Source organism: Sinorhizobium sp. FG01, assembly GCF_002531875.1.
Classification (GTDB): domain Bacteria; phylum Pseudomonadota; class Alphaproteobacteria; order Rhizobiales; family Rhizobiaceae; genus Sinorhizobium; species Sinorhizobium fredii_C.
The window spans coordinates 532,377-548,621 of record NZ_NWTB01000003.1 but is presented as its reverse complement, the minus strand read 5'-3'; the positions used below and the strand labels follow the sequence as shown (position 1 = coordinate 548,621).

The following is a 16,245-nucleotide window of genomic DNA, read 5'->3' as shown; positions in this document are numbered from 1 at the left end:
AGGGCGCCGCTCACCGACGCGGGAGGGGACGATGGCGGAAGCGGATAAGGTCTTTGCGGGAGCGATACCCGAGGTTTACGAGCGGCTGATGGTGCCGCTGATCTTCGAGCCGTATGCGATAGACTTGGCCGAACGGGCAGCGCGGCTCAAGCCCCTTGATGTGCTTGAAATCGCCGCCGGTACCGGCATCGTCACCCGGATGCTGGCGTCGAAGCTCGATATCGAGGCGCAGTTCGTCGTGACCGATCTCAACCAGCCGATGCTGGATGTCGCCCATGCGAAGCTCGGTGACGACGAGCGGATCGTCTGGCAGCAGGCGGACGCCATGGAACTGCCCTTTGACGACGAGAGCTTCGATGTCGTCCTCTGCCAGTTCGGCGTAATGTTCTTCCCGGACCGGGTGAAAGCCTACGGAGAGGCGCGGCGCGTGCTGAAACCCGGCGGCCGCTTCCTCTTCAACGTTTGGGACAGGGTCGAGGCAAACGAGCTTGCGCATTCAGCCGTGGAGGCGCTCGCAGCGCAGTTCCAGGAGAACCCGCCAAGCTTCATGCGCCGCGTGCCGCACGGCTATGCGGATCCGGAAAACATCCGCGCCGATCTGGTGGCCGCGGGCTTCCATGAAATCACGCTCGAAACGCTCGAGAAGAGGAACGGCCCGATATCCGCGTCCGATGCCGCGACCGGCTTCTGCCAAGGCACTCCCGTCCGCAGCGAGATCGAGGAGCGCGACGCTTCGGCGCTGGCGGCGGTAACGGAGCGGGTGGCGGAGGCGCTAAGGAAGCGCTTCGGGAGCGGCATGATCGAGCGGCCAATCCAGGCCCATGTGGTCGGGGCGGTGCGCTGAAGAATGACGATACAGCGCCGTGCGTCCTTCAGGACGCACAAAGGACGCTGTAACTCTTTGAAACGATGCATCGTGCTTTCCGAAAATCGGGTCCGATTTTCGGGCCGATGCGTCAGGGCACGGGCGGCGCCTGGGCGGCGGTCGCGGCCGTCGCCGGCGCTCGCCGGTCTTGCTCCCGCTCCTCTTCCGGAACGTCATCGGCCGGCGCGGCCTGACCGATATGCGCACCAGATAGGCCGGCGAGCTTGTGGCCGCGTTCGCGAAGCCACTGGAAGACGACATAGAGGGCGGGGATGACGAAGATGCCGATGAGGGAAGCCGCGAGCATGCCGCCGGCGACGCCGGTGCCGACGGCCCGGCGACTGAGCATGCCGGCGCCTTCGGCGGTGACGAGCGGGATCAGCCCGACGATGAAGGCGAAGCTCGTCATCATCACCGCGCGGAAGCGGGCGCGGGCGCCCTGAACCGCCGCCTCGACGATGCCGGCGCCTTTCTCCCGCTGGAACTTGGCGAATTCGACGATCAGGATCGCATTCTTGGAGGCGAGCGCGATCAGCACGACAAGGCCGATCTGGGCATAGATATCGAAGGAGAGGCCGGCGATCAGCACCGAGACCAGCGCGCCGGCAACGCCGACCGCGACCGAAAGCAGCACCGGCACCGGGATCGTCCAGCTTTCGTAAAGCGCTACCAGGAAGAGATAGGCGAACAGCACCGCGAGCACCAGGATCACCGTCGTCTGGCCGGCGGCTTCCAGTTCCTGCAGCGCCGTGCCGGTCCACTCGTAGCTGTAGCCGGGCGGCAGCGTGGTGGCGGAAAGCGCCGCCATCGCCTGCAGCGCCTCGCCCGAGGAGACGCCGGACGCCGGCTGGCCGTTCAGCGTGATCGAGCGGTTGTTGTTGTAGCGCACCATCGTCTGCGGGCCGACGATATAGTCGATGCGCGCCACCGAGGCGACCGGCACCATGCCGCCGGCGGCGTTGCGCACATGCAGCCGCTGGATGTCGTTGACGGAGTCGCGGTCCGCCTGCGCCGCCTGCAGGTTGACCTTCCAGCTGCGGCCGAACAGGTTGAAGTCGTTGACGTAATAGGAGCCGAGCGTGCCCTGCAGCGTCGCGAACAGATCGCTGATCGAGACGCCGAGCGCCTGCACCCGGTCGCGGTCGACATCGAGATAGAGCTGCGGCGAGCTTGCCGAATAGGTGGTGAAGGTGGGCCCGAGCTTCGGGTTCTGGTTGGCGGCGATGATCAGCCCGCCAGCGGTGGCGGCAAGGTCGGCGGCCGAGCGGCCCTGCAGGTCGAGCAGCTGATATTCGAAGCCGGAGCCGGTGCCGAGCCCGAGGATCGGCGGCAGGTTGAAGGCGAAGACCTGCGCCTCGCGGATCGTCGTGCCCTTGGCCATGGCGGTGGCGACGGCGCTATCGACCGAGGCGGACTGCGCCTCGCGCTCGGCGAAGGGCTTCATGGTGACGACGGCGAAGGCGCTGTTCGACTTCGAAAGCCCGTCGAGGAAGCTGTAGCCGGTGACGCTGGTGACGTCCTGCACGCCCTCGATGCTGTTGAGGAAGGTCTCGACCTGGCGGAGCGCCGCATCGGTGCGGTTGTAGGAGGCGCCTTCCGGCAGGCGGACCTCGGTGAAGAACATGCCCTGGTCCTCACTCGGCAGGAAGCCGGTCGGCACAACGCGGAACAGCCAGCCGCTGGCGCCGATCGCCACCGCCAGCAATACAAGGCCGATGACGGCGCGCCGGGCGATCTTCTCGGCCACATAGACATAGCCGTCGCGGCCGTTGTCGATGCGACGCGACAGCCAGCCGAGAATGCCGCGCTTCTCGCCATGATGCGGCTTCAGCAGCACCGCGCAGAGCGCCGGGCTGAGCGTCAGCGCATTGATGGCGGAGATCACCATCGACACGGAAACGGCGACCGCGAATTGCTGGAACAGTTGCCCGCTCAAACCCGGAATGAAGGCGACCGGAACGAAGACCGAAAGCAACACCAGGGTGATGGCGACGATCGCGCCGGTGATCTCGCCCATCGCAAGCCGCGCCGCTTCCGGCGCCTGCATGCCGGGGTTTTCCTCCATGACGCGCTCGATGTTCTCGACGACGACGATCGCGTCGTCGACGACGATGCCGATCGCCAGCACCAGTGCCAGGAGCGACACGGTGTTGAGCGAGAAGCCCATGGCGAGGATGACCGCGAAGGTGCCGACGAGCGCCACCGGCACGGCGACGAGCGGGATCAGCGTCGCGCGCCAATTGCCGAGGAACAGGAAGACGACGATGATCACCAGCACGAAGGCTTCGATGAGCGTGTGCACCACGTTCTCGACGCTCGCCTCGACGAATTCGGAGGTGTCATAGGAGATCTTGTAGGTGAGGCCCTCCGGGAAGGCCTGCGACAGGCGCTCCATCGCCGCGCGCACGCCCTCGGCGGCGGCAAGTGCATTGGCGCCCGGCGCCTGGTAGGTGCCGATCATCGCCACCGGCTTGCCGTTGAAGCGCGAGCTTGAATCGGCACTCGCCGCGCCGAGCTCGACCCTGGCGACATCGCGGATGCGCACGAAGGAGCCGCCCGCCTCGGCGCGCAGCACGACGTCTTCGAATTGTTTCGGATCGGTGAGCCGCCCCTGGGTCTGGAGATTCAGCTGGAAGAGCGGGTCGTTGGTCATCGGCTGGGCGCCGATGCGGCCGATCGCCGCCTGGATGTTCTGCGCCTTCAGCGCATTGATCACGTCGGTCGGCGTCATGCCGAGGCTGGTCAGCCGATCGATGTCGAGCACCACGCGCATCGAATAGTCCTGCGCGCCGAACAGCGCGGCATCGCCGACGCCGGGAACGCGCTTGATCGTGTCCATCACGTTGATGGTGGCGTAGTTCGACAGGAACAGGTTGTCGAAGCTGTCGTTCTCGCCATGGATGGCGATCACCTGCATCAGCGCCGAGGACTTCTTGCGCACGCTGACGCCGGTCTGCTTGACTTCGGACGGCAGCCTCGCCTCGGCGAGCGAGACGCGGTTCTGCACGTTGACGGTGGCGATGTCCGGGTCGGTGCCGACGGCGAAAGTCACCGTCAGCGTATAGGAGCCGTCGGCGCCGCTCGTCGATTTCATGTAGAGCATGTCGTCGACGCCGACGATCTGGCTTTCGATCGGCTGCGCCACGGTCGCCTCGACCACCTCGGCGCCGGCACCGGGATAGCTCGCCGTGACGCTCACCTGCGGCGGCACGATGTCGGGAAACTGGGCGACGGGGAGCGCGGTCAGCGCGATCAGCCCGGCGAGCGTCAGGACGATGGAAATGACCGCGGCGAAGCGGGGGCGATCGATGAAGATTTGCGAGATCATGGCTCAGCCGCCCGCTGCCGGTGCGGCGTCCACGGTCATGCCGGGCCGCACCTTGCCGACGCCGTCGGTGATCACCTGCTCGCCCTGCTTCAGCCCCTTGGCGATGACCGCCTGGCCGCGGGTGGAACGCTGGACGTCGACGCGACGAAGCTCGACCTTCGAATCCGCCCCGACGACCATGACGAAGGCGCCCTGCTGGTCGCGCTGGATCGCCTGCTGCGGCACCGCCAGCACCTCCTGCTTGTCGGTCTGCTCGAGCGTGACCCGGACAAGCGTGCCGTCGAGCAGCAGATAGTCGGGGTTTTCGAACTCGGCCCGGACGGTGATCGTGTCGGTGCCTGCCGAGACGTCGCTGGAGACGAAGTTGATGGTGCCCTTCTTCGGATAGGTCGTGCCGTCCGGCAGGAGCAGTTCGACATTGGCGTCGCGGCCGATCTCGCCGCGCAGCGCCCGCTGGCGATATTCGAGGAAGAGCGCGGTCGAGACCGGGAACTCGACATAGATCGGGTCGAGCCGGGTCAGCGTCACCAGGGCATCCGAATCCGGTCCGACCAGGGCGCCGACATCGACGCTCGAAAGCCCGGCGACGCCTTCGAAGGGCGCGACGATCTTCGTATAGGAGAGGTTGAGCTCGGCGTTCTGCTTGCTGCCCTGAAGCCGCAGGATATCGGCCTCGGCCTTCTTGACCTGCGCATTGGCGGTATCGACGGTTGCCTGCGCCACCGTGTTGCTGGAGATCAGCCGTTGCGCGCGGTCGCGCTCGAGCACCGCCAGTTCCCGTGCAGCTTCGGCGGCGCCGATCGAGCCTTCGATCTCCTGCACCGCCGCCCTGTAGGCGCCATCCTCCACCTCGTAGAGCAGGGCGCCGGCCGGCACCTTGTCGCCCTCCTTGAAATTGACCTTCTCCAGAAAGCCCGAGACGCGGGCGCGCACGCCGACCTTCTGGATCGCCACCACCTTGCCGGTGAAATCGGCGCTTTCGCGCAGATCCATGATCGCCGCCGGCGCCACGACCACGGCCGGCGCCTGCTGGGCGCGGGCCGGCGCGATCGACAGCGCGGCGATGAGGGTTGAGGAAAGGACGGCAGCCAGAGTTCTCGAACCACGCATGCAACGTTCCCCCGTTACAGCTTGAGACGGCTTTCACTCTCGGATGGGCTGGAATCAGAGCACTTTCGTTCGGTCAAGTCACGCAACTTGAGATTGATACAGTAGGGTGGGGATAGTCAAGGGCGGCGTAAAAATCGGGGTGCTGACCGTGGGACACTCGGCGATGACATCTCAAGGCTGGCACACGAAGCATTGGTGATATTCGAAGAGATGACCGCTTCCGGCCCGAAGCAGGCATTCCACTCCCGGGCCTAGTTCTCGATCCAGCGGGCGAGACTTCGGTAGCCATCAAGATCACAGAAGTGGGCCGCGGTCGAGCTTGCGCGAGGTTGGCCTGAAGCCTATCTCACCGAAGACGGCCACATAATTAGAGCGCAATATGTCTGCCTTCTGGGTTGCAATTGAAGTAGCGCAGGGATTGGTCGCAGCCACGGCCATGACTATCTTTTTCGTTCAACTCGTTCGGGGGAAAATCACTATGAAATGGCTACGGGAAAGATGTTGGTGGTTCTGATTTCGGCTGCCCTTAGCAACCTGTGCTGAAGCGCGGGAAGGCTTCCGCAATACGGCCCTTTGCGGACTCTCTTCGATCAGCCGGAATGGCAAGGGTTGGGAAAGCAGACAACGCGCGGCAAAGGGCATCAGCTTTCTTGGAAAGGAGGTGGACGTATGCCGCGCCCACCGATCAGTGTGTAGAGCACACACCCTTTCGAGTCTGCAGCGCAGCGGGAACGGTTAGTCTCGATTGTGGAACCATAAGCGACGTTGACTCTTATTCCGGTACAGCTTTAGGAGTGATGCGATGTTCATTGTGATCGGCGCAAACGGCCATGTCGGCTCCGCGGTAGTGTCGACGTTGCTCGATGCAGGTCGGCCAGTCACGGCCGTGCTTCACAGTAGCGAGAACGATGCCGATTGGCGCAACCGCGGCGCACAGACCGCGGTCGTCGACGTGCACAACACCCACGACTTACGTGCGGTGTTCAGAACGGGCACGCGCGCATTCCTGCTTAACCCGAACGCCGATGTCTCGACCGACACCGATCGTGAGGAACATGCTACCGTTCGGAGTATAGTCGCGGCGCTGAAAGGATCCGGGCTCGAGAAGGTCGTGGCCGCATCCACCTATGGCGCCCAGCCAGGCGAGCGCTGCGGCGATCTCAACATCCTCTACGATTTCGAGCAGGCGCTTGCCGCACAACCGATACCAGCGACGATCCAGCGCGGGGCCTACTATATGAGCAACTGGGATGAACTTCTCGATGCCGCGAGGGACGGTGTGTTGCCGACCATGATACCGGCAGACATGAAGATCCCAATGGTCGCCCCTGCCGATCTCGGCAAAGCGGCCGTGCGCCATCTGTTGGAACCGCCCCGCGATCAGGATGTGCATTACGTCGAAGGGCCCGAGCGGTATTCGCCGCAGGATGTTGCAAAAGCCTTCGCGACCGCGCTTGGAAATTCGGTGAAGGTCGAGGTCATACCGCGCGATCAATGGATCGCGGCTTACAGAAGACTGGGCTTCTCTGATGCAGCGGCCGAGTCCTACGCTCGAATGACCGCGGTCAGTGTCGAAAGTGGGTTTGCCATGTTGGAGCCGTTCGAACGAGGCGAGACAACGCTCGAAGAGTATGTCGGCGCGCTTGTCGCCAGCCGCGCGGCTCGCACACCCGGCAAAACAAAGCTAGCAAAGTAGTGACAAATTGCAGCTCACGTCCGCAATCGGGTCGGAACTGGCCATCGGCCTAATGTCCGCTACTGGCGCTAAGCTGACCGACGCTCGCCTACCCACTCCCCCTGTCACACCCCTGTAAAACACCGGCTCTATCCCTCGGCGCCATCTTTCTCCCACCGAGGGTACTCCCCATGAAAACGCTTCTCTCCGCCGTTGCCGCCACGCTTCTTGCCGGCCTTTTTTCTACCGCGGCCTATGCCGAAAACCTTATCCTCTACACCAGCCAGCCGAACGAGGATGCGCAGGCGACGGTGGATGCGTTCAAGGCGGTAAATCCCGGCGTCGAGGTCGAGTGGGTGCGTGAGGGGACGACGAAGATCATGGCCAAGCTAATGGCCGAGATCGAGGCGGGCAATCCGGTGGCGGACGTGCTTTTGATCGCCGATACGGTGACGATGCAGCGGCTGAAGGAGGGGGGGCATCTGCTGCCGCATAAGTCGCCGGAGGCGGCGGGCTACAATGCGGCGCTCTATGATGCGGACGGCGCCTATTATTCGACCAAGATGATCACCACCGGTATCGTCTACAACAGCTCGGCCGGGATGAAGCCGGAAGGTTGGCAGGATCTGACCAAGCCTGAAGCGAAGGGCTTCGTCACCATGCCGAGCCCGCTCACCTCTGGCGCGGCGCTGATCCATGCCGAGACGCTCGCCGCCATTCCCGGCCTCGGCTGGGACTATTACAAGGCGCTGGCCGAAAACGGCGCGACGGCCGCCGGCGGCAATGGCAGCGTGTTGAAGGCGGTCGCGACGGGCGAGAAGGCCTATGGCATGCTCGTCGATTTCATGGCGATCCGCGAGAAGGCCAAGGGGGCGCCGGTGGAATTCGTCTTCCCGGTCGAGGGCGTTTCCGCCGTCACCGAGCCGGTCGGTATTTTGAAGACCGCGAAAAACGTCGAAGCCGCGAGGAAATTCGTCGACTTCCTACTTTCCGAGGAAGGTCAGAAGGTGGCGGCGAAGATGGGCTATATCCCGGCCCGCAACGGCGCGGCGCTGCCGGAAGGCTATCCGGCCCGCGAGACGATCAAGGTGCTGCCGCTCGATGCCGCCGCGGCGGTCAAGAATTCCGAAGCGGACCTCAAAACCTTCTCCGGCATTTTCGGGACGAACTGATCGCCCGATGACGCGAGCGGACGAGACCGCCCGCGGCCGGAGCGCGCGCGCTCCGGCCGAAGCGCCGGACGCGGAAAGAGGCTCCGGGTCCAACACGCCGGATCCGTCGCGTCTTCTGTCGAAGGCGCGGCGCTTCGGCCGGTTGCGGTTTCTCTTTGGCGGCAAGGAGGCGGCGGAAAGCCGGCCTCCCCAGATGACGTCCGGCAAACTGCCGGCCGCTCTGACGCGGACCTTGCGCGGCGTCGAACTGCCCCCGATGCCTCACGCTACGGAAGACGGCATCCTCAAGGCGCGGCCGCCGCGCGGCCGGGAAGGGCTCGGCTTCCGCCCGCGAAAGCGGCGGGCGCCGTCTGGCGAGCCGGCCTGGCTGCTGCCTTTCATACTTGGTGCGGTGCTCTTGCTTTCCGTGCTGCCGCTCGCCCGCCTGGCCGGGGCGGGGGTGAGCGGACTTGTCGACGGCGAGGCGGCGCGGCTGGTCTTCGAGGCGGCGACCTTTGCGGCACTCCGCAACACGCTTCTCACCGCCGCCGGCGGCATGGTCGTCTCGCTCCTCTTCGGTTCGCTCTTCGCCTTCGCGCTGGCGCTCACCGACATTCGCGGCAAGCTGGCGTTAAGCTTCGCTTTCATGCTGCCGATGATGATCCCGCCGCAGGTGACGGCGCTCGCCTGGGTGGAGATGTCGGGGCCGGCGAGCCCGCTCCTGAAGACGCTCGGGCTGGCGCCGCCGCTCGGCAGCCCGCAGCCGCTCTATTCGCTTTCCGGCATCGCGCTGCTCTTGGGTGTTCAGCATGCGCCGCTCGTCTTCCTGGCGCTGAAGGCCGGGCTTGCGGCGAGCCCGCGCGACGGCATCGAGGCAGCGCGCCTTTCAGGTGCCGGGCCGTTCCGGGTGTTTCGCGATATCGTGGTGCCGCTAAGCGCTCCAGGGCTGATCGCCGGCGGTGCGATCGCCTTCGTCTCCGGCATCGGCAATTTCGGCATTCCGGCGATCCTCGGCATACCTGCCGGGATCGAGACCTTGCCGACGCTGATCTTCAGCCGCTTGGCGAGTTTCGGCGCCGCCACCTTCGGCGAGATCGCGCTGATCTCGACCTTAATCGCGGCGATCTCCGCCGCCGGGCTTCTCGTACAGCAGCGGGCGCTCGCCGGCCGCGACTATCGCCTGATCGGCCATTCCGGCGCCCGCGCCGCCTTTTCGCTGGGGCGCTTCCGCATCGCTGTCGAGGCGCTGCTCCTCATTGTGCTGGCGCTGGTGCTGGTCGCGCCGCTGCTGGCGCTCGTCGCAAGTTCGCTGGTGCCGGCCTATGGCGTGCCGCTCAATTTCAACACCATGTCGCTCAGCGCCTATGCGGAAATCCTCTTCCGCCAGTCGATCACCCTGACGGCGCTCAAGAATTCGCTGTTCCTCGCCTCTGCCGCCGCCCTCGGGCTACTCCTCGTCACCGTCCCGGCCGCCTATCTCTTGACGCGGCGGAAGGGGGCGCTCGCCAATCTCGTCGCCATCCTGATCGAGATCCCTTACGCGCTCCCCGGTATCGTGCTTGCCGTCGCCTTCATCCTTACCTTCGCCGCCCCGCTGCCGGTCGTCGGCGTCTCGCTCTACGGCACGATCTGGATCATTCTCGCCGCCTATTTCTCCTCCTTCCTCGCCGTCAGCCTGAAGCCGGTCATGAGCGCGTTTGCGCAGACGGACCCGGCGCTCGAGGAGGCGGCACGGCTTGCAGGCGCCGGCTTCTTCCGCCGCATGCGCGACGTGCTGCTGCCGCTGATCGCCCCGGCCGCCGGCGCCTCGGTGATCCTCGTCTTCCTGATCGCGGCGAACGAGCTGACGGTTTCGGCGCTGCTCTGGTCGGCGGGCACGCAGACGCTCGGCGTCGCGATCTTCAATCTCGACGACAGCGGCTCCTCCGATCTCGCCTCGGCGCTCTCGGTGCTCGTCGTGTTGCTGGTAATCGCGCTGATGGCGGCGCTCGAGTTTTTCGCAAAATACCTGCCGGAGGGCGTGCTGCCGTGGCGCAACTGATCCTCAACCACTTGAGCAAGGATTTCGGCAGCGGCAAGTCTCCTGGGAATGACAGGCCGGCGGTCGCCGATGTTTCGCTGACGCTGCGGCGGCAGGCCTTCCTGGCGCTCCTCGGTCCATCGGGCTGCGGCAAGACGACGGTGCTGCGGATGATTGCCGGCTTCGAGCAGCCGAGCGACGGCTCGATCTCCTATGGCGAGCGGCGGCTTTCGGACGCCGGGGGCGCGCTGCCGCCGGAAAAGCGCAACATGGCGATGGTGTTCCAGTCCTATGCGCTCTGGCCGCATATGACGGTCGCGCAGAATGTCGGCTATCCCTTGAAAGTGCGCGGCATTTCCGGGGCTCAATGGCAGAAGCGGGTCGGCGAGGCACTGTCGCTGGTGAAACTCACCGAGCTTGCCGAGCGGCGGCCGGCCGCACTTTCCGGCGGCCAGCGCCAGCGGGTGGCGCTCGCCCGCTGCCTCGTCACCCAGCCGGACGTCGTGCTGCTCGACGAGCCGCTCGCCAATCTCGACCAGCATCTGAGGAAGGCGATCGAGGAGACCTTCCGCACCTTTCACGAGCGCTCCGGCGCCACCATGGTCTATGTCACCCACGACCAGGCTGAGGCGATGGCGCTCGCGACCGACGTCGCGGTGATGTCGGAAGGCCGGCTTTTGCAGGTGGCGCCGCCGGCAGAGATCTATGCCCGGCCGGAAGGCCGGGTGGTCGGCGGGCTCATCGGCCGCGGCAGCATCCTGCGGCTGCCGATGGCGGAAAACGGCGAAAGGCAGCTCGGCTGGCCGGTGCTGCGGGCGGCGCTCGGGTCGCGGGATGGGGTCGCGGACGGGCCGCTTGCCGACGTGCTGGTACGGCCGGAGCATGTCCACCGCGGCACCGACGGCGTGCTGATGCGGGTGCTTTCGTCCGTCTTCGAAGGCGAGCGCTTCGCCCTCGATTTGGCGCTTCCCGACGGCCAGCGGCTGAAGGCCTTCAGCAGCGCGGCGATTGCGGAGGGTACGCTCGCGGCCTTTGTCATCGGCAGTGGCTGGCGGCTTTGAGTTGGGGTCGGATACCGCCGCGGCTTTGCCGCGCATCGGCTGCCTCGAATACCCTCATCCCTGGGCTCGTCACAGGCATCCAGCCAGGGCGCGTCGGCGCCGTGAATGACATCGCGATTGCCGCGAAACAAAGTGTCGCCGCTCTGCCTGTGGCTCCCAGTATGTAGTCATCGTTTACCAGGTATTAAGAGTTTCTCGCGCCGCAGACGCGGCGCTGCTGGATTCCTGTGACGAGCACAGGAATGAGGGAGGGTGGTGCGGCCACCTTGCGACGCGTTGGCGCGGCTGGGGCGTGATGCGTTCCGCTAACCGACGACGTTTCGGGACGCACGGCCTCCGTCCGCTACTCGTCATCCTCGGGCTTGACCCGAGGATCCATCAATAAGCGAGATTTTCGAAGCGTTTTGAACGGCTTGCGCTTGGATCAAGCCCGAGGAGGATTCGAAAGGGTGGGTGGGCCGCCGAAACTTGACCGGCATGACGGAGGTCGCGTCCGGCGTTGATGAAATCAGGCCACGATGTTGGATGCGCCCCAAGAACCGGATCAAGAAGATGACTGGTTGCGATATGCAATCAAGTGCGTCATGCTACCTCCAGGACTTGACAATACCAGGGAGGCGACGATGAAACTCTATCAGGGCATAGGGCCGAACTCCTATCGGGTGCGCATCTTCCTCAAGGAGAAGCGCATCGAGGTCCCAATGGTGGAGATCGACTTTGCCAAGGGCGAGCACAGGGCGCCGGAATTCCTGACACTCAATTCGCTTGGGCAGATCCCGGTGCTTGAGCTCGACGATGACACGATCATCACCGAAAGCGTCGCGATCTGCCGCTATTTCGAGGAAGTCCACCCGGAGCCGCCGCTCTTCGGATCGGATGCCGTCAGCCGCGCCAAGGTGGAGATGTGGAATCGGCGGGCGGAATTGGTGATTTTCGCCACCATCGGCAATGTGGCCCTCCATTCCGATGCCTTGTTCAAGGATCGCCTCACCCAGTTTCCGGCCTTCGCGGAAACCGAGCGGCGGGCCGTGCCGAAGAAATGGGCCTGGCTCGACCGCGAGCTTGCGGATGGCCGGCCGTTCCTCGCCGGCGAGGCGTTCTCGGTCGCCGATATCACCGCCGGCGTCTGCGGCTGGCTTGCGGACGTCTTCGGCATGGAGATACCTCCAGAGCTCAAGAACGTGCAGCGCTGGAACGAGCGGGTGAGGAGCCGGCCGAGCTGGAATGCTTGAGGCCGGACTACGCTCCGCCGCGGGTGACATCGCAGACCTCGTGCCGCGCGCCGCGGGAACCAGCGCCGTGCCCGCACGTTCCCTGTCGGGACGGCAATCGGCGAGGCACACGGCAAGAGAGGCGGCGCGCATGTATTTCATGGCCCTTGCGACGGACTATGATGGCACATTGGCCGAGAATGGCATGGTTCGGGCGGAAACGCTGGAAGCGCTCAAGCGGCTGAAAGAGACGGGCCGCAAGCTGCTGCTCGTCACCGGGCGCGAGTTGCCGGACCTGAAGCGGGTCTTTCCCAACATGGATCTGTTCGACAAGGTGGTCGTCGAGAACGGCGCCTTGCTCTACACGCCCGAGACCGAAGAGGAAAAGCCGATCGCACCGGCGCCGCCGCCGGAATTCGTCGAACGGCTGCGGCAGAAGGGCGTCGACAATATCTCGGTGGGGCGCTCGATCGTCGCCACCTGGGAGCCGCATCAGACCGCCGCGCTCGAAGCCATCAATGAGCTCGGCCTCGAGCTCGAGATCATCTTCAATAAGGGCGCGGTGATGATCCTTCCGACCGGCGTCAACAAGGCGACGGGCCTGAAGGCGGCGCTGAAGGAGATGCAGCTTTCATTCCTGAACGTCGTGGCCGTCGGCGATGCGGAGAACGACCACGCGCTCTTGAGGATGTGCGGCTGCGGCGCGGCGGTTTCGAATGCTCTGCCGGCGCTGAAGGAGACTGCCGATCTTGCGCTCGAAGGCGCCCGCGGCGAGGGCGTCGAGGAGTTGATCGCCGAGATCGTCGAGCGCGACTATGCCTTCTGCACCAATCAGCGCCACCAGGTGCCGCTCGGCGAGGGCGACGACGGTCCGGTCGACATCGGGCCGCTCGACGTGCTGCTGATCGCCGGAAGTTCCGGCATCGGCAAGTCGACGCTGGCAACGGCGCTTTCCGAGGGTATGCGCGAGCGGCGCTTCCAGTTCTGCGTGTTCGATCCGGAAGGCGACTATGAGGACCTCGAGGGCGCCGTCAGCGTGGGCAACGGTTCGACCACGCCGACCGAGAGCCAGGTGCTCGAAATCCTCGCCAACCCAGACGACAATGTGGTCGTGAGCGCGCTCGGCTTCGAGCTCAAGGAGCGGCCTTCCTTCTTCGCCAAGCTGATGCCGGGCCTGTCGGCGCTTCGCGCCCGGACGGGCAGGCCGCATTGGCTGATCATCGACGAGGCTCATCACCTGATGCCGGCGGCCCGCGACAGTGCGTCGCTGGCGCTCTCGGACGACATCTCTGGAACGATCATGATCACCGTGCATCCGGACGCGGTCTCGCCAAGGGCGCTTTCGGCGGTGACGGCAGTGGTCGCCCTCGGCCCGAGCGCCCGCGAAGTGATCGAGACCTTCTGCACGGCCGTCGGCGAGGCGCCGCCCGCCGGCCTCGATCAACTCCATCAAGAGGACGAGGTGCTTTTCTGGCGACGCGCGACCGGCGCGCCGGTGCAGCGTATCCGGGCCGAAAAGCCGAAGCAGGTGCGCAAGCGGCACACCCGCAAATATGCCGAGGGACATCTCGGCGAGGACGCGAGCTTCTATTTCCGCGGTCCTGAGAACAAGATGAACCTGCGCGCCCACAATCTGATCATCTTCCTGCAGATTGCCGAAGGGATCGACGACGAGACCTGGGAACATCATCTGAGGGCCGGCGACTACTCGAAATGGTTCGGCGAGCGCATCGGCGATGCCGATTTGGCGCAGGAGGCGGCCGGTATCGAAGAGGACCGTTCCCTCTCACCTGCCGAGAGCCGGAAGAGGCTCGCGGAGGCCGTGCGCCGGCGCTACACCGCACCGGCGTCGGGGAAGGACTGAGGCGGCGACGGCGTTCTACCGTTTCGGCTTCTGCTTCGTCCCGGCACTTTTGCCGTCGGAGCTTTTGGAACGCTCTTCGAAGCGATCGGCGCCCTTGGCGAGATCGGATCCCTTTTGCGCTTCCACCTTCTTCTCTTCTTTCGCGGCGCTCTTGTGCAGGCCGCTTGCGGCTTTCTTGCCCTTTGCCGTCGGGGCTTGTTCGACACCCATTGCAGACACTCCTGCGCTGATCGGAACGTCATCCTCAACGTCCGGGAAAGTTTCCTGTTCCTGGAAGATTCGTTCGGCAGGTTTGCCGCAGCCGAGGGAGCTACAACTTCTGCTGTCACTCTGGATAATGGTTCGCCCGAGTTACACGTAACTGTGGACTCGCCTTGATTTCGCCCCTCTTGCCTTCTCCCTGGCCTTTTTGAATTCCTAGAATGAAGACGCGTGATTCGCGCCGCACCGCATTCGATCGCGTTTCCCGGGCACGGGCAGCTTTCGACGGCCGGGGAACTGCCCAAGGAGAAGAGCCATGACAGAGTACAAGAAGCCGATCATCACGGAGATGCGCCCGAAAATCACTGTCATCGGCGTCGGTGGCGGCGGCGGCAACGCGATCAACAACATGATCGCCGAAGACCTGCAGGGCGTCGACTTCATTGCCGCCAATACGGATGCGCAGGCGCTTGCGATGTCGAAGGCGGCGCGGCGGATCCAGCTCGGCGCGGCCATTACCGAGGGCCTTGGCGCCGGCTCGCTGCCGGATATCGGCAATGCGGCGGCGCAGGAATCGATCGACGAGATCATGGACCATCTCGGCGGCACGCATATGTGCTTCGTCACCGCCGGCATGGGCGGCGGCACCGGCACCGGCGCAGCGCCGGTGATCGCCGAGGCGGCGCGGCGCGCCGGCATCCTGACGGTCGCGGTCGTCACCAAGCCCTTCAGCTTCGAAGGCAAGCGGCGCATGCAGACGGCGGAATTCGGAATCGAGCGGCTGCGCGAGAGCGCCGACACGGTGATCGTCATCCCCAACCAGAACCTCTTCCGCATCGCCGATGCCAAGACTACCTTTGCCGACGCCTTCATGATCGCCGACCGGGTGCTCTATTCCGGCGTCAGCTGCATTACCGACCTCATCGTCAAGGAAGGCCTGATGAATCTCGACTTTGCCGACGTGAAGACGGTGATGAAGGGCATGGGCCGGGCGATGATGGGCACCGGCGAGGCGGCTGGCGAGGGCAGGGCGATGATGGCGGCGGAGGCGGCGATCGCCAATCCGCTGCTCGACGAGGTCTCGATGCGCGGCGCCAAGGGCGTGCTGGTGTCGATCTCCGGCGGCATGGACATGACGCTTTTCGAGGTGGACGAGGCGGCGACCCGCATCCGCGAGGAGGTCTATGACGAGGCCGACATCGTCGTCGGCGCGATCTTCGACCGCAGCCTCGACGGCACCTTCCGCGTCTCGGTCGTTGCGACCGGCCTCGACAGTGCCGCCCGCAGCACCGAGGCAGCGGCGCCCGAGGCGATGAATGGCCAGACGGCCGCGCCGATTCGCACGCTGCAGTAAAGGAGCGTATTTCTCTCGCAAGTTTACGTGCAGCCAAGATCATGAACAGACGAGCTGTCCTCGCTTCGCTCATACAGTTCGATAGATCCCTGTCTGACTTAAGAGCCGCACTCTCCGAGCTGCCTTGGGATTCGGATACAGTTATCACGCTGAAACGTGACGATGTTGCCGTTATTTTAAGGCGATTCGAAAAGGGCGAAGTCGACGAACACGCCGTCGAGGCCTGGGCAAATCTTGTCGAGGTCCGCGAGGATATCAGGTTCGAGTTGGAGCATGAGGAAACGATTGCGACTGCGATTCATAAACTCGCAAACCCCTACCTTCATGGCCAGGTCAAAGACATTGTGTCCGAGATGCTTGTCGAACTTCGTTAAGTCGCAAGAATACTGAGGAGTTCGTACCGAA

Annotated in this window: 12 protein-coding genes; 9 read left to right on the top strand and 3 right to left on the bottom strand. The window is 64.7% G+C overall.

The window, feature by feature from the left end:
• Positions 1-31 precede the first annotated feature (31 nt).
• The gene (locus CO656_RS05320) at positions 32-844 is read left to right on the top strand and encodes a methyltransferase domain-containing protein (protein WP_037386644.1); all 813 of its coding nucleotides are present in this window, start codon (positions 32-34) and stop codon (positions 842-844) included.
• Positions 845-956: 112 nt separating this feature from the next.
• Here CO656_RS05320 and CO656_RS05315 read toward each other — a convergent pair whose 3' ends face one another.
• Both CO656_RS05315 and CO656_RS05310 read right to left on the bottom strand, forming a co-directional pair.
• The gene (locus CO656_RS05315; protein ID WP_097525025.1) at positions 957-4,193 is read right to left on the bottom strand and encodes a multidrug efflux RND transporter permease subunit; all 3,237 of its coding nucleotides are present in this window, start codon (positions 4,191-4,193) and stop codon (positions 957-959) included.
• A 3-nt stretch (positions 4,194-4,196) separates the two neighbouring features.
• Positions 4,197-5,303, bottom strand: a complete 1,107-nt coding sequence (locus CO656_RS05310; RefSeq protein WP_097525024.1) for an efflux RND transporter periplasmic adaptor subunit — start codon at positions 5,301-5,303, stop codon at positions 4,197-4,199.
• A gap of 802 nt (positions 5,304-6,105) precedes the next feature.
• On the opposite strand from CO656_RS05310, the gene CO656_RS05300 reads away from it, so the two are divergent.
• The 6 genes from CO656_RS05300 (at position 6,106) to CO656_RS05275 (ending at position 14,285) form a co-directional block, all read left to right on the top strand.
• Positions 6,106-6,999, top strand: coding sequence for an NmrA family NAD(P)-binding protein (locus CO656_RS05300; protein WP_097525022.1), 894 nt, complete (start codon positions 6,106-6,108; stop codon positions 6,997-6,999).
• A gap of 170 nt (positions 7,000-7,169) precedes the next feature.
• Positions 7,170-8,150, top strand: a complete 981-nt coding sequence (locus CO656_RS05295; protein WP_097525021.1) for an ABC transporter substrate-binding protein — start codon at positions 7,170-7,172, stop codon at positions 8,148-8,150.
• Between the two features lie 7 nt (positions 8,151-8,157).
• Positions 8,158-10,170, top strand: coding sequence for an iron ABC transporter permease (locus CO656_RS05290; RefSeq protein ID WP_097525020.1), 2,013 nt, complete (start codon positions 8,158-8,160; stop codon positions 10,168-10,170).
• On the top strand, positions 10,158-11,210 hold the full coding sequence (locus tag CO656_RS05285; protein WP_097525019.1) for an ABC transporter ATP-binding protein: 1,053 nt from the start codon (positions 10,158-10,160) through the stop codon (positions 11,208-11,210). The genes CO656_RS05290 and CO656_RS05285 overlap by 13 nt, the downstream gene beginning before the upstream one ends.
• Before the next feature lie 623 nt (positions 11,211-11,833).
• The gene (locus tag CO656_RS05280; protein ID WP_097525018.1) at positions 11,834-12,442 is read left to right on the top strand and encodes a glutathione S-transferase family protein; all 609 of its coding nucleotides are present in this window, start codon (positions 11,834-11,836) and stop codon (positions 12,440-12,442) included.
• Positions 12,443-12,572: 130 nt separating this feature from the next.
• Positions 12,573-14,285 (top strand): HAD-IIB family hydrolase, encoded by a 1,713-nt coding sequence (locus CO656_RS05275; protein ID WP_097525017.1) that lies wholly within the window; start codon positions 12,573-12,575, stop codon positions 14,283-14,285.
• A gap of 15 nt (positions 14,286-14,300) precedes the next feature.
• Here CO656_RS05275 and CO656_RS05270 read toward each other — a convergent pair whose 3' ends face one another.
• A complete protein-coding gene (locus CO656_RS05270; RefSeq protein ID WP_037386619.1) occupies positions 14,301-14,495 on the bottom strand; it encodes a hypothetical protein in 195 nt (64 codons plus the stop codon).
• A 307-nt stretch (positions 14,496-14,802) separates the two neighbouring features.
• Here CO656_RS05270 and ftsZ point away from each other — a divergent pair, with 307 nt between their 5' ends.
• Together ftsZ and CO656_RS05255 are read left to right on the top strand one after the other, a co-directional pair.
• A complete protein-coding gene (ftsZ, locus tag CO656_RS05260) occupies positions 14,803-15,840 on the top strand; it encodes a cell division protein FtsZ (RefSeq protein ID WP_097525016.1) in 1,038 nt (345 codons plus the stop codon).
• A 41-nt stretch (positions 15,841-15,881) separates the two neighbouring features.
• Positions 15,882-16,214, top strand: coding sequence for a hypothetical protein (locus tag CO656_RS05255; protein ID WP_037386615.1), 333 nt, complete (start codon positions 15,882-15,884; stop codon positions 16,212-16,214).
• Positions 16,215-16,245 lie beyond the last annotated feature (31 nt).